The organism is Mycobacterium sp. DL99, from assembly GCF_004762045.1.
Classification (GTDB): Bacteria; Actinomycetota; Actinomycetes; order Mycobacteriales; family Mycobacteriaceae; genus Mycobacterium.
This window is the reverse complement of record NZ_SJOM01000007.1, coordinates 6,416,970-6,435,860: the sequence shown is the minus strand read 5'-3', so window position 1 is coordinate 6,435,860 and position 18,891 is coordinate 6,416,970. Positions and strand designations below refer to the sequence as shown.

The 18,891-nt window shown below is 67.1% G+C and carries 19 protein-coding genes; 10 read left to right on the top strand and 9 right to left on the bottom strand.

The genetic code is table 11. The annotated features are described in order from the left end of the window. Positions 1-54: 54 nt before the first annotated feature. On the bottom strand, positions 55-921 hold the full coding sequence (locus tag EYZ64_RS31300) for a DUF732 domain-containing protein (RefSeq protein WP_135459611.1): 867 nt from the start codon (positions 919-921) through the stop codon (positions 55-57). A gap of 197 nt (positions 922-1,118) precedes the next feature. Here EYZ64_RS31300 and EYZ64_RS31295 point away from each other — a divergent pair, with 197 nt between their 5' ends. The 3 genes from EYZ64_RS31295 to EYZ64_RS31285 all read left to right on the top strand — a co-directional run bounded on the left by EYZ64_RS31295 (position 1,119) and on the right by EYZ64_RS31285 (position 3,901). Then, the gene (locus tag EYZ64_RS31295) at positions 1,119-1,562 is read left to right on the top strand and encodes a hypothetical protein (protein WP_135459610.1); all 444 of its coding nucleotides are present in this window, start codon (positions 1,119-1,121) and stop codon (positions 1,560-1,562) included. A gap of 65 nt (positions 1,563-1,627) precedes the next feature. Then, a complete protein-coding gene (locus EYZ64_RS31290) occupies positions 1,628-2,467 on the top strand; it encodes an SDR family oxidoreductase (protein WP_135459609.1) in 840 nt (279 codons plus the stop codon). Positions 2,468-2,755: 288 nt separating this feature from the next. Next, entirely contained in the window at positions 2,756-3,901 is a 1,146-nt protein-coding gene (locus tag EYZ64_RS31285; protein ID WP_135460358.1) for a glycoside hydrolase 5 family protein, read from the top strand. 13 nt (positions 3,902-3,914) lie between these two features. Here the strand turns inward: EYZ64_RS31285 and EYZ64_RS31280 are convergent, their stop codons facing one another. Beyond that, a complete protein-coding gene (locus EYZ64_RS31280; RefSeq protein ID WP_135459608.1) occupies positions 3,915-4,979 on the bottom strand; it encodes an alpha/beta fold hydrolase in 1,065 nt (354 codons plus the stop codon). A gap of 75 nt (positions 4,980-5,054) precedes the next feature. On the opposite strand from EYZ64_RS31280, the gene EYZ64_RS31275 reads away from it, so the two are divergent. Beyond that, entirely contained in the window at positions 5,055-5,951 is an 897-nt protein-coding gene (locus EYZ64_RS31275) for a LysR family transcriptional regulator (RefSeq protein ID WP_135459607.1), read from the top strand. On the opposite strand, the gene EYZ64_RS31270 is transcribed toward EYZ64_RS31275, so the two are convergent. Further along, positions 5,948-6,301 (bottom strand): VOC family protein, encoded by a 354-nt coding sequence (locus tag EYZ64_RS31270; RefSeq protein WP_036443520.1) that lies wholly within the window; start codon positions 6,299-6,301, stop codon positions 5,948-5,950. The genes EYZ64_RS31275 and EYZ64_RS31270 overlap by 4 nt on opposite strands. Before the next feature lie 126 nt (positions 6,302-6,427). Between EYZ64_RS31270 and EYZ64_RS31265 the strand changes: the two genes are divergently transcribed. Then, on the top strand, positions 6,428-7,207 hold the full coding sequence (locus tag EYZ64_RS31265) for an SDR family NAD(P)-dependent oxidoreductase (protein WP_135459606.1): 780 nt from the start codon (positions 6,428-6,430) through the stop codon (positions 7,205-7,207). Here EYZ64_RS31265 and EYZ64_RS31260 read toward each other — a convergent pair. From EYZ64_RS31260 to EYZ64_RS31240, 5 genes are all read right to left on the bottom strand, one after another. Further along, the gene (locus EYZ64_RS31260) at positions 7,172-7,807 is read right to left on the bottom strand and encodes a TetR/AcrR family transcriptional regulator (RefSeq protein ID WP_135459605.1); all 636 of its coding nucleotides are present in this window, start codon (positions 7,805-7,807) and stop codon (positions 7,172-7,174) included. The genes EYZ64_RS31265 and EYZ64_RS31260 overlap by 36 nt on opposite strands. A 7-nt stretch (positions 7,808-7,814) precedes the next feature. Continuing rightward, positions 7,815-9,041 (bottom strand): FAD-dependent oxidoreductase, encoded by a 1,227-nt coding sequence (locus EYZ64_RS31255; RefSeq protein WP_135459604.1) that lies wholly within the window; start codon positions 9,039-9,041, stop codon positions 7,815-7,817. Next, positions 9,034-11,199 (bottom strand): RNA polymerase recycling motor ATPase HelR, encoded by a 2,166-nt coding sequence (gene helR / locus EYZ64_RS31250; RefSeq protein ID WP_135459603.1) that lies wholly within the window; start codon positions 11,197-11,199, stop codon positions 9,034-9,036. The genes EYZ64_RS31255 and helR overlap by 8 nt, the downstream gene beginning before the upstream one ends. A gap of 119 nt (positions 11,200-11,318) precedes the next feature. Then, entirely contained in the window at positions 11,319-13,853 is a 2,535-nt protein-coding gene (locus EYZ64_RS31245; RefSeq protein WP_135459602.1) for a DEAD/DEAH box helicase, read from the bottom strand. A gap of 122 nt (positions 13,854-13,975) precedes the next feature. Continuing rightward, on the bottom strand, positions 13,976-14,449 hold the full coding sequence (locus EYZ64_RS31240) for a carboxymuconolactone decarboxylase family protein (RefSeq protein ID WP_135459601.1): 474 nt from the start codon (positions 14,447-14,449) through the stop codon (positions 13,976-13,978). A 106-nt stretch (positions 14,450-14,555) separates the two neighbouring features. Between EYZ64_RS31240 and EYZ64_RS31235 the strand changes: the two genes are divergently transcribed. Then, positions 14,556-15,413, top strand: a complete 858-nt coding sequence (locus EYZ64_RS31235; protein ID WP_210115715.1) for an adenylate/guanylate cyclase domain-containing protein — start codon at positions 14,556-14,558, stop codon at positions 15,411-15,413. On the opposite strand, the gene EYZ64_RS31230 is transcribed toward EYZ64_RS31235, so the two are convergent. Next, entirely contained in the window at positions 15,364-16,032 is a 669-nt protein-coding gene (locus EYZ64_RS31230) for a cutinase family protein (RefSeq protein WP_450071600.1), read from the bottom strand. The two genes, EYZ64_RS31235 and EYZ64_RS31230, sit on opposite strands and share 50 nt — an antisense overlap. A gap of 75 nt (positions 16,033-16,107) precedes the next feature. Here EYZ64_RS31230 and EYZ64_RS31225 point away from each other — a divergent pair, with 75 nt between their 5' ends. The 4 genes from EYZ64_RS31225 (at position 16,108) to EYZ64_RS31210 (ending at position 18,771) form a co-directional block, all read left to right on the top strand. Continuing rightward, the gene (locus EYZ64_RS31225) at positions 16,108-16,491 is read left to right on the top strand and encodes a nuclear transport factor 2 family protein (RefSeq protein WP_135459600.1); all 384 of its coding nucleotides are present in this window, start codon (positions 16,108-16,110) and stop codon (positions 16,489-16,491) included. Positions 16,492-16,542: 51 nt separating this feature from the next. Then, on the top strand, positions 16,543-17,262 hold the full coding sequence (locus EYZ64_RS31220; RefSeq protein WP_135459599.1) for an NUDIX hydrolase: 720 nt from the start codon (positions 16,543-16,545) through the stop codon (positions 17,260-17,262). A gap of 99 nt (positions 17,263-17,361) precedes the next feature. Beyond that, positions 17,362-17,961, top strand: coding sequence for a TetR/AcrR family transcriptional regulator (locus tag EYZ64_RS31215; protein WP_135459598.1), 600 nt, complete (start codon positions 17,362-17,364; stop codon positions 17,959-17,961). 150 nt (positions 17,962-18,111) lie between these two features. After that, positions 18,112-18,771, top strand: a complete 660-nt coding sequence (locus tag EYZ64_RS31210) for a hypothetical protein (RefSeq protein ID WP_210115714.1) — start codon at positions 18,112-18,114, stop codon at positions 18,769-18,771. The last annotated feature ends 120 nt before the right edge of the window (positions 18,772-18,891 follow it).

The window sequence follows — 18,891 nt, the reverse complement described above, 5'->3', positions numbered from 1 at the left end:
TGGCGTCGCGCGGCAATGGCCCAACTCTGCGCGAGGGCGCGATTCTCGCAAACATCATTGACCGAGCTGCATCCGGATCCCTTTGGCCACAAGTTGTTCGAAGGTGTAGCTGAATTCGCCGCGACGTCCGACGGAGAGCACGTAGCGATCCTGACCTTCGGTCAACGGCACGCTGAAGGAGAAGGTGCAGCTGGCGGCGTCGCCCTTACCGGGCCCCAGGGTGGTGGTGGCGAGTACGTCGCCTTTGCCGTTCTTGACGGTGACGATGGTGCCCGGATTGACGTCGGAGTATCCGTTTGCGCCTTGGCATGCTGTTCCGTCGGAGACGATGCCCTCGGCGCCCACGTTGTCAGAGAGAATGAAAGTACCTGCGACCGTCGTCTTTTCGAGCACATGGAAGCCTTCGGAGAAACGCGGGCAGAACGCTTCGACGGCGATCTTGTCGGCGAGTAGGCCCTGTTGGGCTTCACCGTCTTCCAGCCGGCGGCACACCTGCCGCCCGTGGGCGACAGCGTTGGCGTCGGAATTGAACTGATCGCTGATCCCGGCATCCTTCAGTGCGGCAAGGTATCCGGCCTCCGGCGGGGGCGGCGGTCTGTGGCCCGCCACCAGGAGGATCCATACCACCGCGGCGGTCATCACGATGATCGCCGCCGCCGCGGTGGTTCCCAGCCAGGTCGACCGGATGCCCGCGGTCTTCAACTCGAGGTAGTCGGGCAGCATCCGGCCGCCGACGGGGTCGGTCGACGTGGTCCGGCCGTCACGAACCCGATTCGTCGGATGTCCGGTGACGAAGTAGCGGCCTTCGTGGCGGGCCGTGGGGTCCGGTCGCCATCCGGTCGGTGCGGTTTCGTGGATCTGCCCGCAGCGGCTGCAGGTGTCGGTTTCATCGAGCGGGGATCCGCAATACGGGCAGGTCATAGCGGACGATCCACCACGGGCAATCGACAGCGGTTCGCCTGCGTCATCGATGGGCCATCTGTCATCACTACCCGTTATATGCCGCTCGGTCCGCCTGCACAGCGGGCCGCTCAGATTGGCTGCCGGGAAAATCCCGTCGCACATTCGGGTAGTGCGGTACTCGTGCCTGCTCGTGCGTCTCGGCGAAGACTTCACCCATGGCCGAAGTCAAGCTCGTATCGCTTGTCGCCGTTGACGTGATCGTGGCCGTGGCTGCGCCGATCGCGGCTGCCGAGCTGTCGGAGTACTGGCCACTGCAGGTCGGGGCGGCGCTGGTCGGACTGTGGACGTTCCTGATGGTCTGGATAATTCAGCATGGCAACTCCGACCCGGAGCGCAACCGAACCGCGGTGCGGGATGCGATCGTCTCGGCCTTCGTCACGAGCTATCTGATCATCGTCAGTTGGAGTCTGTTCTCGCGGGCGAACAACGGGCAGCCGATGGGCAATGTGGATCCACTCGCCCACACCCTGCTGGCCCATTTCACCTACCTGACCGGGATCGTGGTCGCCGCCCACGTCGGCGCCGGTGCGCTGGAATCCGTGCGCGCCAGGCGCTCGGGCACCCCATCGGATGGCGGAGACCAGGACACCGCGGCCTGAGGACGCTGAGCAGTTGCACGGCCCCGCCGCGGCGGGGCCCCGGACCTGCGTATACCGTGCTGGTCATGACACGGGTGACGGTGATCACAGGCGGCGCAGGTGGCATGGGACTCGCGACGGCCAAGGTCGTCGGGCGGGACCAGCCGGTGGTGTTGTGCGATGTGCGACAGGAGCGCCTCGAAGGCGCGGCCACCGCGCTGGCCGACCTGGGTATCGCGGCCGCGATCGTCAATGCCGATGTCACCGATCGGGAGGCCGTCGATCGGCTGTTCGAGACCGCGGCCGGGCTCGGCACGGTCGGCGCCGTCGTCCATGCGGCCGGGGTCAGCCCGAGCATGGGTGACGCCGAGTACGTCATGAGAACCAACGCGCTGGGCACGCTGCACGTGAACGAGGCCTTTTTCGCGTCCGCGGGCGAGGGAGCGGCGATCGTCAACGTGGCATCGATGGCGGCGCACCTGCTGCCCGAGGAGATCATTCCTGCGCAGCACTTTCCGCTGGCGCTGCAGGACCAGGACCGATTCCTCACCGAAATGCTCGCGGCGTGCAACATCGCTCCGGAGGACATGCGGTCCGGTTTCTCCTACGCGATCAGCAAGGCGTTCGTGAAGTGGTACAGCTCGTCGCAGGCCGAGCGGTTCAACGGCCGCGGCATCCGCATCGTCTCGGTTTCCCCGGGCTCCATCGACACCGAGATGGGCCGGCTGGAGGAACAGGCGGGGGCGGGTGCCATGGTTGCCGACGCCGCGGTGCCACGGTGGGGCAAGCCGGAGGAGATGGCCGATCTGCTGGCCTACTGCGTCAGTGACCGGGCCGGTTACCTCACCGGTACGGACATCCTCAACGACGGCGGCGTCGTCGCCTCGATGCGGGAACGCGCCCGGCTGGCCGCTGCCGGCAGTTAGTCAGCCGCGCACGGGCTGAACGCCCGTGGGATCATTGATGGCGGCATGGGGGTGCCGGGCCTGAGTGGCCTGGTCGTTCAGCGTCAGCAGTTCGGTTTCCGAACGCCGGTCGGGGGGGCTGGCGTCGAACCTGTCGGGACATTGCCCGCGGACGCGTCGTCGACAACTCGCTGTGGAGTTGGGATCGCGCGTGCGACGGGTACCCCTTGGTGCCGTCAGTGTTCGCACAGGGAGATGCGTTTTATTCGTAAAGTGATGCAGGTCAACAGGAAAGACGACGGTGCCGGTTTGGGCCGTCGTGCCGCGTTCAAGCTGTCGCTGCTCGTCACCGCGGGCTTGTCGGTGGCCAGGGCGCCGGAGGCCCACGCGAAAATCGACGGCCACGGAGCCCGCTGGTCGCCCGAGCGGGCGCACCGCTGGTACGCCGTGCAGGGTTGGCTGGTCGGCGCCAACTTCATTCCGTCCAACGCGGGCAATCAGTTGGAGATGTTCCAACCGGAAACCTATGACCCGCAGCGGATCGACAATGAGTTGCGCATCGCCCGGTTGGCCGGATTGAACACGGTGCGGGTGTTCCTGCATGACCAGCTGTGGGCCCAGGGCCACTTGGGCTTTCAGAACCGACTGGCCCAGTTCGTTGCTCTGGCCTCCAGCCACGGCATCAAACCGCTGTTCGTGCTGTTCGATTCCTGCTGGGACCCGTTTCCCCGGTTGGGGCGCCAGCGGCGGCCACGGCCCGGGATACACAACTCGGTGTGGGTTCAGAGCCCGGGTGCGCAGAACCTGGACGATCGCCGGTACCGGCGAATGTTGCGTGAGTACGTCACCGGGGTGATCAGCCAGTTCCGTCATGATGACCGGGTACTGGGGTGGGACCTGTGGAATGAACCCGACAATCCCGCAGCCAACTACCGCGAGGTGGAACGGCAGGACAAGGTCAGCCTGATCGAGAAACTGTTGCCCGAGGTTTTCGCCTGGGCCCGCTCGGTCGACCCCGTGCAGCCGTTGACCAGTGGTGTCTGGGACGGGGCCTGGGCGGACCCACAGCAGCGCAGTGCGATGGCCACGATCCAGCTCGACCTCTCGGACGTGCTGACCTTTCACAGTTACGACGATCCGGCCGGATTCGAGGCCCGGATCGGCGAGCTGGCACCCATGGGACGTCCGATCCTGTGCACCGAATTCCTGGCACGAGGTGAGGGCAGCACGGTCGAGGGCGTGTTGCCAATCGCCAAACGGCACAACGTCGGTGCCTACAGCTGGGGCCTGGTGGCGGGTAAGACGCAGACCTATCTACCGTGGGATTCTTGGGATCATCCCTATAAGTCGCCCCCGCAGGTGTGGTTCCACGACCTGTTCCACGCGGATGGACGACCGTATCGGGACGGTGAGATTCGCACGATCCGAGAGCTGACCGGACGGCCGTACCCCTGACGCGAGCGTGAGTTCAGCGCCCACCCATGCGACTGACGTCGGCGATCGCGGCGACGAACTGCTCGGGTGCCTCCTGCGGCACGTTGTGTCCGATGCCGTTGAGGATGCGGTGTTCGTAGGGCCCGGTGTAGAGCGCGCGGTAGCCGGCTCCGTCCTTGGCCGCGCCGTCGAAGTCGGAACCGATCGTGATGGTCGGAACCGTGACGGGCGGCTTGCCGGCCAGCCGTGCCTCGTCCGCGTCGTAGCGGGCCTCACCGGGGGCCAGGCTGAGCCGCCACCGGTAGTTGTGCACGACGATGTCGACGTGGTCAGGGTTGTCGAACGCCGCGGCGGACAGGTCGTAGGTGGCGTCGTCGAAATGCCACAGCGGTGAGGCCTTGGTCCAGATCAGCTTGTTGAATTCCCTGGTGTTCTCGCGGTAGCCGAGTTCACCGCGCGGGGTGGCGAAGTAGTACTGGTACCACCAACCCAGTTCGGCCTCGGGCGCCAGCGGCTTGAGGTTGGCGGCCAGGTTCACGGTGATGTAGCCGCTGACCGCGACCAGTCCCGCGCAGCGTTGCGGCCACAGGGCGGCAACGTTGTTGGCGGTGCGTCCGCCCCAGTCATATCCGCCGAGCACGGCCTTGGGGATGTTCAGCGCGTCCATCAAGGCGATGACGTCGTGCGCCAGTGCGGCCTGCTGACCGTTGCGCACGGTGTCGGCGGAGCGGAACCGGGTGGAACCGAAGCCGCGCAGGAACGGCACGATGACGCGAAAGCCCCGCTCGGCGAGCAGTGCCGAGGCATCGGCGTAGCTGTGGATGTCGTAGGGCCAGCCGTGCAGCAGGATCACCGCGCGCCCATCGGCGGGCCCGGCCTCGGTGTAGGCGACATTGAGTTCGCCGGCGTCGATCTGTCTGACCGGGTTCATGGTGTGCGACGGCTTGGCCGGTGGTCCGGGTGGCGGAGCGGGCGCGGGTGAGGTGCCGCAGGCCGCCAGCGTTGCCGCGCCGGCCGCGGCCGCCGTGAGGAAGCCGAAGTTCCTTCTACTCAAACCAGTCACCGTTGCTGCTCCTTCTCGCGGGCTCGTGGTATCCATCCCACCCGCACCACGCCATCAAGTCCAACGATTGGATCTGATGAGACCTATCGATCAGATAGATAGGCTGACACGGTGGAGTTACGACAGATCGAACACTTCATCGCGGTCGCCGGCGAGATGAGTTTCACCCGTGCCGCCGAGCGGGCGCACGTCGTCCAGTCGGCGTTGTCGACGTCGATCGCGAAGCTGGAGCGTGAGCTCGGGGTAGAACTGTTCGACCGGTCGCGGCAACGGATCAGCCTGACCGCCGCCGGGGAGGCTTTCCGGTCGCATGCCTACGAGGTGCTGCACGCGGCCCGTGCGGCAGCTGAATCTGCCGGACAGTTCCGTGGATCACTCATGGGTACGGTCGAATTCGGCTCGTTGATCTCCTATGGTCCGGTCGATGTCGCCGGTGCTCTCGGCGACTTCCACCGTGCCCACCCCTTTGTCCGGTTGCGGTTGCGGCTGAGCCAGTCCGGTGCATCGGCCTATCTGGCGGCACTTCTGGAGGGCTCGCTGGATCTTGCCCTGGTCTCACTGCCCAACCGGTTCCCGGCCCAGCTCGACATGAGGCTGCTGTTCGAGGAGCCCATGGTGTTCGTCTGCCGTGACGACCATGTCCTGGCGCGACGTCGCCGTCTCGAGCTGGGCGACCTGGCCGGTGAGGATCTGGTCGGCTTCCCACCTGAATTCGGACTGCGGCGCCTGATGGACGAGGCGTTTCACCGGGCCGGCGTGCAACCCCAGACGCAGTACGAGGTTCCGGCCGGGTTCGCCGCGATTGCCGAACTGGTCGGCACCGGCCTGGGTACCGCATTCATGCCGGCGTCCGAGGCGCGCCGCTTCGGCGATCTGCGGACCGTTGTGTTGCGCGACCCGCCGGTGTGGCAGGTCTATCTCGCCGCGCCGCCGGTCGAGCGGATGACACCGGCCGCGGCGCGGCTGGCCGAAACCCTGCTCGACGCCGCGGCTTCGGCGCCCGGTTAGCGAGCCAGCGGACTGTAGAAGACCAGGCCGTTGCCCTTGTTGTCGTACACCACAGCCCGGCGCTCGTGGGCATCGTCATACGGGTGCTTGATGATTCCGCCGCCACTTTCTTCGATGGCCTTGGCCGCACCGTCCACGTCGGCGGTCTTGATCCCGACGACGACCTGGCCGGGGATCGGGTGATCCACCGACGTGGCCAGGGCCAGCGTGAGAGATCCACCGTCGAGCGCGGCGAAGTGGGCGCCGTCGCGGAACTTCAGCGGCATTCCCAGTGTCTCGGTGTAGAAGCGGATCGATTCATCCAGGTCGTCGGTCGACAGAATGATCATCCGTACGTCGTGGTCGCTCATCGGTTCCTCCTTTGGACGGGTTCTCAGACTATGGCAGCCCGCCCCGCCCGAACAGCGTCCAAGTCTCTACTGGTATAGAGACTTGGGCACCTTGTCCGTACCGCCGAGTTCCAGGAGACGCCGCCGATGACGCTGCAATTCGATCTGTCGCACCGGCGGGTGTTGATCACCGGCGCCGGACAGGGTGTCGGCCGCGGTCTGGCCGCTGCCTTTGCCGCCGCAGGGGCCACGGTGCTGGTCAACGACCTCCGAGGTGACCGGGCCGAGGCTGTGGTCGCGGAGTTGCGAGAAGCGGGCGGTGATGCGGTGGCGGTGCCGTTCGACGTCACCGACTACCAGGCGGTCACGCAGGCAATCATGACGGTCGGGCCGGTGGACATCCTGGTCAACAATGCAGGCAACGCCGGCGCCGAGGGCTTCGCCGCCCGGATGCCGTTCGCCGAATCCACCCCTGCGGACTGGGATCCGTTCCTACAGGTGAATCTCTATGGCGTACTGCATTGCACGCGCGCGGTGCTGCCGGCGATGGTGGAACGGCAATGGGGCCGGGTGGTGACGATCGTGTCGGATGCCGGGCGAACCGGCGACGCCAGTGGCGCGGTGTACGCGGCGGCCAAGGCCGCTGCCGCGGGCCTGACCCGGTCGATCGCGCTGGAGAACGGCCGCTACGGCATCACCGCCAACAACATCGCGTTGGGCACCATGCGCACGCCGCTCACCGAACCGTTGTGGGCCGAGATGGCCGACTCCCCGCAGGCCAAGGCGATCCTGTCGCGCTACCCCATCCGCAGGCCCGGCCTGCCCGAGGACGTCGCCTACCTTGCTGTGCTGCTGGGCAGCGACCACGGCTCCTGGATCACCGGCCAGACGCTACCGGTCAACGGCGGTTACTCCTTCGCGATGTGAGGTGGCCGGGGCCGCCGCGACGATCGCGGTGATGATGTCGTGGAGTTCCTCGTCGGAGTTGATCGTACGGTCGCCGCGGGCCAGGGCAAGCATCAGTCCGCTGATGAAAGTCAGTAGGACATAGGCCTTTTCATCGATCAGACCCGGGTCGGTGTCGGCCGGGCAGAGCGCGACCACGACGTTCCGGTGCAGTTCGAAGAACCGCTGTTGGTTGTGGCTGAACGCTTCGGCCAGGGCGGCGTCCCGGCTGGACGGCATGACCAGCTCATAGCGGGCCTTGCTCCGGACCAGGCGCGCCCCGGTTCCGGACCGGATGACCAGGCGGGCCAGGCCGGCCGCCGGCGATGGGCCGTCACCGCCGTTCTCCGATCGGGTGGCCGCGGTGAGATCGGCCAGGTCGAGATCGGCGATGCGGTTGGCGGCCGCCCGGATCAGCGCCGAGCTGGTGCGGAAGTAGAACGACGTGGTCCCGTCGGCAACCCCGGCCTTGCGGTCGACCTTCAGATGGGTGACACCCTTGATGCCCTCGCGGGCGAGCAGAGCTATTGCCGCATCGCACAATTCGCGTCGGCGTTGTTCGGGGTTCTGTTTGCCTCCCATGCCGAACCTAGCGGCGGGCCGGCTCAGGCACGTGTTCGGGACGCACCCCGGTCCCCACAAGGTACGCGGGGATCGCGGTGAGTTGGGGGAACCGGCGCATGATGCTCACGAGTGCCCCGGGCGGGGTGACCTCGGCGCCCGCCATGACCGGTGCCAGCACCTGACGATGCAGGATCCGTTGGAAGCCTTGGGTAATGGTGGTCGCCACGGTGCGCGTGCGCTGCACGGCGGCCAGGTCGGACTCGGTGACCCGGTGCTCGCGCAGCGGTTGGTACAGCACGCGTGCGGCCGCGGCGGCGTCCTGGATCGCGACGTTGATGCCCACCCCGCCGACCGGCGACATGGCATGTGCGGCATCGCCGATGCACAGCAGACCGTCGCGATGCCACCGCGGCAGGCGGTTGAGCTGAACATCGAGTTTCTTGACGTCGTCCCAGGAGGTGAGTGTGTCCACGTCGGCCTCAGGGATCAACTGGGCCAGCTCGGTGCGGAACGCGTCCAGCCCACGGGCGCGCAGTCCGGCGTCGCTGCCCTTCGGGATCAGGTAGGCGACCTGGAAGTAGCCGGTGCGAGGAATCATGATCAGTGCACGTCCGGGCGCGGTGCGCGGGATCAGCGAGTACTGGCCGTCCTCGGCGCGCGGCAGGCGGAACCACCACACGTCGAAGGGCACCGGATAGTCCCGCGTGGCCAGCCCGGCCTCCCGCCTCACCACCGACGTGCGCCCGTCGCAGGCCACGGTGAGCTCGGCGCGCAGCTCGCCGTCGCCGTCGGGGCTGGTGTAGCGGACTCCGGTGATACGGTCGCCGTCGCTGCGCAGGCCGGTCACTTCGGTCCGCATGAGCAGGGTGAAGTTGGGTTCACTGCGGCCCGCATCGGCCAGCAGGTCGAGGAAGTCCCACTGCGGCACCATCGCCACGTACGGATGGGACTGGCGCAGCCGCCGGAAATCGACGAACGTCACCGGGGGCCCGCCGTCGACCGGGAATTCGGCCTTCTCGACCTTGCTGTAGCCGATTTTGTCGAACTCGCCGAACAGCCCCAGCTCATCGAGCATGCGCATGGTGCTCGGATGCACTGTGTCACCGCGGAAATCACGCAGGAAGTCGGCGTGCTTCTCCATGACGGTGACCGCCACCCCGCACCGGGCCAGGATCAGCCCGAGCATCATCCCGGCGGGCCCACCACCCACGATCGCGCAGGTGGTGGCTGCCGGCGATGATGCGTCAGACATGGGCGAGTCCGTTCAGCGTGTCGGGAAGTGGTTCGGTGTGCAGAACCCCGAGGCGCTGCGTCGCGCGGGTGAGCGCGACGTACAACTCGGCGGCACCGCGGTCACCATCGGCCAGGATGTGTGCGGGCTCTACGACGAGCACCGCGTCGAACTCCAGGCCCTTGGTGTCCGACGGGGCCACCGCGCCGGGCACCTCGGGCGGGCCGATCACCACACACGTGCCCTCGCGGGTGGCTTCATCGCGCACGAATTCCTCGACAGCAGCGGGGATTTCGGCGGCGGTCAGGTGTTTCGCCCATGGCTGCACACCGCATGCCCGCACCGACTCCGGCGGCTGGACCCCGGGTGCGAACTCAGCGAGCAGTGCACCGGCCACCGCCATGATCTCGGCCGGGGTGCGGTAGTTCACCGACAGCGTCCGGTAGATCCACCGGCCGGGCACATACGGCTCGAGCATGGTGTCCCAGGATCGGGCCCCGGCGGCCGAGCGGCGCTGGGCCAGATCGCCGACCACCGTGAAGGACCGGCGTGGGCAACGACGCATCAGCACCCGCCAGTCCATCTCGGACAGTTCCTGGGCTTCGTCGACCACAACATGACCGTAGGTCCAATCCCGGTCGGCCGCAGCACGTTCAGCGAGTCCGCGGGTGTCGCGTTCGATGAACCGGTCGGCCAGGTCCTCGGCGTCGATGAGGTCGCTGGCCAGCAGGTGGTCCTCGTCGTCCATCAGATCCTCGCGGGCGACCATCAGGTCGAGCACCCCGGCGGCGTAGGCGGCTTCCTCGCGCCGTTCGCGTTCCGCGGCTTCGTCGGCCGCCTTGTCCCGGCCCAGCAGATCGACCAGTTCGTCGAGCAACGGCACGTCCGAAACGGTCCAGGCGCTGGGGTCGGCTCGCAAGAACCGGGCGTCGGCGCCGGCCGCCTGCAGCCGATCGGGCGACGAATACAGCGTGGCCAACAGGGTTTCCGGGGTCAGGATCGGCCACAGCGCATCGAGTGCCCCGGCGAACGCGGCGTTGTCGTCGAGTTCGCTGACCACGCTGGCCCGCAGTTCCTCCCAGGCCGCCTTGTCCTGGCGGCTCAGCCACCCCTTGCCGATGCGCGCCACGGCGCGTTCGGTGAGGACGTAGGTGACGATGTCGCGGAACGTCGCCCGGGCCTCGTTGTGCGGCAGCCCGGTCTCTCGGGCCTCCTCGATGGCCCACTGCGCGGTTTCGGCGTCGATGCGCACGGTGACATCGGGCAGTTCGATGAAGATCGGCTCGGCCGGGACCTCCTGGCGGTCGGCCACCGCGGCGGCCAACACGTCGAGGATCTTCAGCGAACCCTTGATCGCGGCCACCTCGGGCGCGTCCTCGGCGGTGACGTGCAGGCCGGGAACCAGGTCGCCGGGTGTCATGAACACCGCATCGGACTCGCCCAGCGAGGGCAGCACCCGGCCGATGTGGTGCAGGAACGCCTCGTTGGGCCCGACGACCAGAACGCCGTGACGTTCGATGCGCTCGCGGTGGGTGTAGAGCAGATAGGCAACGCGATGCAGCGCCACCACGGTCTTGCCGGTGCCCGGGCCGCCCTCGACCACGAGCACCCCGGTGTGCTCGTTGCGGATGACCTCGTCCTGTTCGGCCTGGATCGTCGCGACGATGTCGCGCATGCCCTCATCGCGCGGGGCGTTCACCGCCGCGAGCAGTGCGGCGTCGCCTTCGTCACCCTCGGTGGGCCGGCCCAGCACCTCGTCGGTGAAATCGAGCACGCGGCGCGCCAGCGTGCGGAACTGGCGGCGCCGGCGCATGTTCTCCGGGTTGGCCCCGGTCGCGGTGTAGAACGGCCGGGCCAACGGTGCCCGCCAGTCCAGCAGCAACGGTTCGTAGTCGTCGTCGCGGTCGAAGAGACCCAGGCGCCCGACGTAGAGACGCTCTCCGTCGACGGTGTCCAGCCGTCCGAAGCACAGGCCGTTGTCCGCTACGTCGAGCCGGTTTCCTTCCTTGGCCAGCGCCAGCACCTCGGCGTCGCGTTCCACCGCGGACCCGCCGTGCTCGCGCAGCGCGGTGCGGTACCGGTCACGCACGAGGTTGCGTTCGGCATCCAAGCGGGAGTAGAGCCCGTCGACATAGGTCTGTTCGGACTGCACTTCGACATCGTGATCGTCAGCTGGCACGTGCTCCTCGTTCATCCGTGGTCAGGTTCGGCCAGCGATTGTGCGCCATCACCGGGGCCTTGCGGCAAGGCCCCGGGGTCGCGATAACCTGGAAGAGGCACGGGGTCAGTCGATCGTGCCTATCCCATCCGGCCCGCATCCACGATACGCAACACCGCGGCACCGTCCTCGTCGCTCGCGGCCAGGTCGACTTCCACTTCGAAGCCCCAATCGTGATCTCCGGCAGGATCTTCGAGGATCTGTCGCACACGCCACACCTGCGGCTGCCGATCGAAGATCAGCAACGCCGGGCCACGTGCGTCGGCTCCGGTACCCACCTCGGCGTGCTCGTCGAAATACGCCTCACCCGCATCGGCCCAGCGCTCGGCCGTCCAGCCGGATGCGGCATCGAGCGCCCCGAGCTCGTCCCAGCGGGACCGGGCGAACAGCTCCACCCGGCGGAACAACGCATTGCGCACCATCGCGGTGAACGCCCGCTCGTTGCCCGTCAGCGGGCGAGGCCGGGCGGGCACGGCCACCGGCGCGTTGTGAGGTTGGTCCGGGCTGGTCAGCTGCTCCCACTCGTCGAGCAGGCTGGAATCGACCTGGCGCACCAATTCGCCGAGCCACTCGACGATGTCGGCCAGCGCTTCGGTCCGCGCGGCCGTCGGCACTCCTGAGCGCAGCGCCTTGAACGCATCGGACAGGTAGCGCAGCACCGCCCCTTCGGAGCGGGTCAACCCATAGACGCTGATGTACTCGCGGAAGGTCAGGGCGCGCTCCCACATCTCACGCACCACGGACTTGGGGGACAGGTGCCCGTCGGCGGCCCACGGATTGGTCTGCCGGTACAGCTCGTAGGTGTGCTCCAGCAGTTCGGCCAGCGGCTTGGGATAGGTGACCTCGTCGAGCAGTTCGATGCGTTCGTCGTACTCGATGCCCTCGGCCTTCATCTCCGCCACCGCCTCGCCCCTGGCCTTGTTCAGTTGGGCGGCCAGGATCTGGCGGGGATCTTCCAGCGTGGCCTCGATCACCGAAACGACGTCCAGCGCATAACTTTCGGATTCGGGGTCCAGTACATCGACCGCGGCCAGCGCGAACGTCGACAGCGGTTGGTTGAGCGCGAAGTCCGGCGGGAGGTCGACGGTCAGCCGGTAGCGGCGGCCGTCTGCCTCGGGTTCGGCAAGCCGCTCGACCACACCGGCCTGCAGCAGCGAGCGGGCGATGCCGACCGCCTCCCGGATGTGCTTCAGTTGACGTTTGCGCGGTTCGTGATTGTCGGTGAGGAGGCGACGCATCGCCGCGAACGGGTCGCCCGGACGGTCGACCACATCGAGGATCATCGCTGTCGACACCCGCATATTGCTGGTCAACGCTTCGGGGGCCGCGTCGATCAGCCGGTTCATGGTGTTCTCACCCCACGGCACCATTCCCTCAGGGACCTTGCGCCGCACCAGCTTTCGACGCTTCTTCGGATCGTCGGCCACTTTGGCGAACTGTTTGAGGTTCTCCACCTCGTGGTCGGGCGCCTGCACCACCACGGTGCCCGCGGTGTCGTACCCGGCGCGCCCGGCCCGTCCGGCGATCTGGTGGAACTCGCGGGCGTTGAGTAACCGCATCCGGGTGCCGTCGTACTTGGACAGGGCGGAGAAGACGACGGTGCGGATCGGTACGTTGATGCCGACGCCGAGGGTGTCGGTACCGCAGATCACCTTGAGCAGTCCGGCCTGGGCCAGCTGTTCCACCAGCCGGCGGTACTTGGGCAGCATGCCGGCGTGGTGGACGCCGATGCCGTGCCGCACGAGCCGCGACAGCGTGGTGCCGAACGTCGTCGAGAACCGGAAGGCGCCGATCATCTCGGCGATCGCGGCCTTCTCCTCCTTGGTGCTGACGTTGACGCTCATCAGCGCCTGAGCCCGCTCCAGTGCCGAGGCCTGGGTGAAATGCACGACGTAGATCGGTGCCTGTTTTGTGTCGAGCAGGTCGGCGATGGTCTCGTGCATCGGCGTGGTGGCGTACGAGTAGAACAGCGGCACCGGCCGTTCGGCCCCGGCCACCAGCGCCGTCTCCCGCCCGGTGCGCCGGGTCAGGTCCTTGCGCAGGAACTCGACGTCACCCAGCGTCGCCGACATCAGCAGGAACTGCGCCTTGGGAAGCTCGAGCAGCGGCACCTGCCACGCCCAGCCGCGATCCGGGTCGCCATAGAAGTGGAACTCGTCCATGACCACCAAGCCGATATCGGCGTCGGCACCTTCACGCAGCGCGAGGTTGGCCAAGATCTCGGCGGTGCAGGCGATGATCGGCGCATCGGCGTTCACCGACGCATCCCCGGTGAGCATGCCGACGTTGTCGGCCCCGAACACATCGCACAGTGCGAAGAACTTTTCGCTCACGAGCGCCTTGATCGGGGCGGTGTAGAAGCTGACGCGGTCCGCGGCGAGCGCCGCATAGATCGCCCCGGTGGCCACCAGAGATTTGCCCGAGCCGGTCGGCGTCGCAAGGATCACGTTCGCCCCGCTGACCAGTTCGATCAGCGCCTCTTCCTGTGCCGGGTACAGCGTGGTGCCGTTGGCCTCGGCCCACGCGGCGAAGTCGGTGAACAGCGTGTCGGCGTCGCCGCCCTTGGCTTGCAGTGCCGAGAGGTCGCTCGGATCGTCGAGCAGGGGAGTGGTCATGTTGGTAACCAGCGTGCCAGCTCGCCCGCATCCCCGATCGCCCAGGCACGGTCCACGTTCGTAACGCAGTGGCGAAAAACAGGCTGCTCGGCCGCCACTGCGTTACGAGCGTGAGAGCGCCGTTATCCGAACTGCCCCGGCTGGTAGTCGCCGGCGGGCATCTGAACGATCACGTTCAAGCGGTTGACGGTGTTCATGAAGGCGATCAGGCACACCAGCGCGGCCAGTTGGTTCTCGTCGTAATGCTTGACCGCATTGGCCCACACGTCGTCACTGACCCCGCCCGCCGCATCGGCGATCCGGGTGCCCTGCTCGGTCAATTCCAGGGCCGCGCGTTCGGCCTCGGTGAATACCGTTGCCTCCCGCCATGCCGCGACCAGGTGGAGGCGCTGCTGGGTCTCCCCGGCGAGCACCGCGTCCTTGGTGTGCATGTCGGTGCAGAAGGCGCAGCCATTGATCTGGCTGGCGCGCAGTGCCACCAATTGCTGCGTCGCCTCCGGGAGCGCCGAGTCCGTGATCACCTTGCCCGCCGAGGTGACGTACTTGAGCATCTTGACGGCGGTCGGGTTCTCGAACAGGTTCAAACGAGCATCCATGGTGCACTCCTGGTTGATGGGGATTACCCCCTCGAGACACCTCGACTCGACGAAATGTGACATGTGCGCCGGAGAACCGGTGTGCGGCGATAATCAGCGGGTGCCGATGCCGACCACGCTTGAGTCCGTCCTGTTGGTCGTTGTCGTCGTGCTGTTCGCGGCGTTCGTCACGTTCCTGGTGCTGTTCATCGTGAGCCGGCGGCAGCTGACGAACGCGCGGCGTGAGATCGAGCGCATGAAGCTCGAGGATGAGGACCGCAGGCGGAAGCGTCGTCGGGGTGTGGCGCCGTTGGCCATCAAGACGGTCTTTCAGACCGCGGACATGCTGATCAACAAGGGGCTGGGCGCAACGGTCCGCAACTCGATCGAGGACCTCGCCGGATGGGCGCAGGTGGAACGCCCGGATCTGGCGCGGCTGACCGCTGACGGACGCGTCGTCATCGTTTTCTCGGACATCGAGGGCTCGACCGAGTACAACGCCGCGATGGGTGACCGGGCCTGGGTGAAGCTGCTGGAGAAGCACAACAAGCTCGTCCAGGCGCGGGTCGACAAACACGGTGGCCATGTCGTCAAGACGCAGGGCGACGGTTTCATGATCGCGTTCGCCGACCCGGAGAACGCGGTGCGGTTCGCCACCGATGTGCAGAGCGCGCTCGCGGAGAACGCCCAGCGGTGGCAGGCCATCCGGGTGCGGATCGGCGTGCACATGGGCACCTCGGTGCGCCGCGGTGACGACCTGTTCGGTCTCGACGTCGCGATGGCGGCCCGCGTGGCCGGTCAGGCTGATGGCGGCGAGATCCTCGTCAGCGAGCCGGTCGGTGACGCGGTCAGGCATCTCGATGACATCGTCCTCGGTGCGGCCCGCGAAGTGGAACTGAAGGGCCTCCCGGGGAAGCACCGGCTCTATCCGGTCCTCAGCCTCGAGCAGCGGGCTTTGGAGGCGGCGGCTGGACGTGACTCGTGACCCATTGCGCGGCGAGCTTGATCAGGCCTGATTTCGGATAGGTGATGTGCGCGTTCCAGTCCCGGCCGGGCGAGCAGATGGGGTCGTTGGTGTTGCACAGGTCCGCGGTCCTGGCGCCGAAGTCGGGGCTCATGCGGGTCAGGGGCTGGCCGAGACGCGCCGACGGGTTACCGAAGACCACGACAGAGGCGACGCGCGGAACGACCGCGGCAGGCAGCGGGGCGGAGTAGCCGAGACCGGCGACCGGTGAGGTGGCCACGACGTCGACCACCGCCGCGCCCTGCGAGTAGCCGCCCATCACGATCTTGGTCTTGGGGCAGCGTGCCGCCGTGGCCTGGATCCGCTTGCTCATGTCGGTGGCTCCGGCCGCGGCCTTCATGAAGTCCCACGACGCGGGGTACTCCACCGCGTAGGTGTCGACCGTCGAGCCTTTGACCATGGGGCGCAGCGTGTCGACGAACGCCTTGCCGACATTGCCGATGCCGGCGGGTTCGTCGGTGCCGCGGGCGAACACGACCTCGATGTCGGGACACTTCGGCGCCGCCGAGGACACGGGTGTCGCGATCGTGCACACGGCGGCGGCCGCAGTCACTGCTGCGATGCCCGCGAGGGCCGACACATCACCCACGAATCACTTCTACCACTCTTTCAACAGTGGTGCTCAGGCATACCAGGTCTGCGTAACGGGTACTCGATGACGGTGACCAGTCCAGTTCTCGACGAACTCCTGCACATCGAACGGGCCGGGTGGGACTCGCTGTGCGAGTCTTCCGGCGCCGATTTCTACGGCGAACTGATGCTGCCCGACGCCGTCATGGTCCTCGCCAACGGCATGGTGATGGACCGGAACACCGTCGTCAGCGCGTTGGCGCAATCCCCGCCGTGGCGTGCGTATGAGATCAGCGGCGTCCGGTTGATCGCCCTCGACGACGACAACGCGGCTCTGGTCTACACGGGTACGGCCTACCGCGACGGCGACGAGCCCGCGTTCGTCGGCGCCATGTCCAGCGTCTACCACCGGGTCGACGGAGTGTGGAAGCTCACGCTGTATCAGCAGACCCGCAAGCCGGACCAGTAGGCGGCGTGGCCTCGCCGGTCGCGTCGAGGGCGTCCCGCATATGGTCGAGCGGTGACGATCGCCTATGACGAAGCCCTGCGGGAACGCATCGGTGCGCATCTGGCGGGGCACGAGCGCCGCGCCGTGACCGACCCGACGAAGCGGCACGCGGCCGTCGCGGTGGTCCTGGTCGACTCCGAACTCGGTGAGGACCGGGTGGATCCGGCTCCGGTCGACGAGTGGATCGGGGGTCGGCCGATGCCGGAGCCCGGACTCGACGGACGCATGGTCGACGTATCCGGCGGGGCCGCTTTCCTGTTGTGTCGCAGGACTTCTCGGCTGTCGTCGCATGCCGCGCAGTGGGCGCTACCCGGCGGGCGGCTGGATCCCGGGGAGTCGGCGATCGAGGCCGCGCTGCGGGAACTGGACGAGGAGGTCGGGGTGAGCCTGCCCGACTCGGCGGTGCTGGGCCTGCTCGACGACTACCCGACCCGCTCGGGATACGTCATCACCCCGGTGGTGGTCTGGGGCGGCGGACGGCTGGATCTGCGCCTGTCGCCCGACGAGGTGGTGGCGGCGTACCGGGTGGGGCTGCATCAGCTGCAGCGCGAGGATTCGCCGCGGTTCATCGCGATTCCGGAGAGCCCGCGCCCGGTGGTGCAGATTCCGTTGGGCAATGACCTGATCCACGCGCCGACCGGCGCGGTGCTGCTGCAGTTGCGCTGGCTGGCCCTGGAGGGGCGCACCGATCCGGTCGACGAACTCGAACAACCGGTCTTCGCCTGGAAGTAGGGCTCAGGACCGGGCCGGGTGTGCCCACCACCCGGGATAGTGTCCAGTCGTAGCCGATTGAGTGGGTTTCATTGAGTCGGGTCAATACGACGGAACGGAATGGCTGTGGCAGACGGGTTGTCTGCGCGTGAGGCGAAGCGCCTGCAGACGCGTGAGCGGTTGATGGGTGCGGCGATCGCAGAGTTCAAACGCGCGGGGATGGCCGAAGCGGACGTGGGCGCGATCGTGACCGCAGCGGGCGTGGCGCACGGCACGTTCTTCTTCCATTTCCCCACCAAGGAGCACGTGCTGCTGGAGCTGGAGCAGCGCGAAGAGGAGCGGATCGCCAAGCAGTACACCCAGTTCCTCAAGAAACCGCACAGCCTGGAGGACGGGCTGCGGGAAGCCATGCGCCTGGTCATCGGGCTGGAACGTAGGCTCGGCGGCGTCCTGTTCAAAGACTTTCTGGCCCTGCACTTCTCGCAGACCCGGCCACCCGCACCGGACAGCCAGGAGCATCCGGTGATCTCCGGGGTGGCCAGGGAGATTGAACTGGCCCAGCAGCAGGGCGCGGTCGCCGCCGACGTCAACCCGTGGAACAGCGCGGTGTTCTTCCTGCTCGGCTTCTACGCGCTGTTGATCACGACCAACGATTGGCCGACCCGCGACGCCCTGCTGGATGACTACGTCGTCAGGACCATGCGGAGCCTCGCGCCCTAGACCTGGCGCTGCCCCTGCGGGCCCCTGTCCAGCCGCCGATTCGTTGACTATAGTCAGTCAACAGTTCGGGACCGGCTCGCAGGAGGACGCTTGAATCTGCCGACCATCAGGCCGCGCCGCACGGCCGCGGCAGGTGCGCCCGCGCGCCCGGTGGCCGACCACGACGAGCAGTCCAGAACCGCGCAGCGTCAGGCCGACAAGTGGCTGATCGCCGGTTCGCTACTGATCGGCAGTGCCGTCCTCGGCATCATCGGGCTGCCGATCTTCCTACGCGGTGTGTGGTTGCTGCGACGTGCCCAGCGGGACGGATTGTCGGTGCGTCCGATGATGGTCACGCTGATCGGCTACCTCGTCGTCATCGATGCGGCGATCAACGCGATGGGCTGGTCGCTGGACCTGATCGGCAACCACTCCTTGCTGGCCAGGGTCCTTCTGACGGGCTGGGGCAACATGTTTGACGCCGGTTACTTCTGGCATTTCAACGAGTTGTGGGTGGGCGGTGCAGGCGGCCCGGGGGAGAAGGCCTGGGAGGTCGCCCTCATCCTCACGGTGTTCACCATGCGCATCGCCGCGGGCATCGGGTTCCTGCAGATGAAGCGGTGGGGGCAGCAGTGGATGATCGTCACCTGCTGGATGGGCGTGCTGATCTGGTGCGTCTACGTCTTCAACATGACGATGTTCGCCGACGTCCGCTACGCCGGGGTGATCTTCCCGGTGATCGGCTGGTGGCTCTACGACATCTTCTACATCACCCCGTTCCTGGCGATCCCGTACCTGCACACGGTCAACCGGGAGATCTTCACCGACTGACGCACTCAGATATTGACTGAAGTCAGAAATTCGATCGCGAAGGAGGGTGCAGTGTTCTGGGAAATCTGCCGCTACATCGGCGCGTGGGGCGGCACCGCCCTGATCATCTGGTTCTGGTAC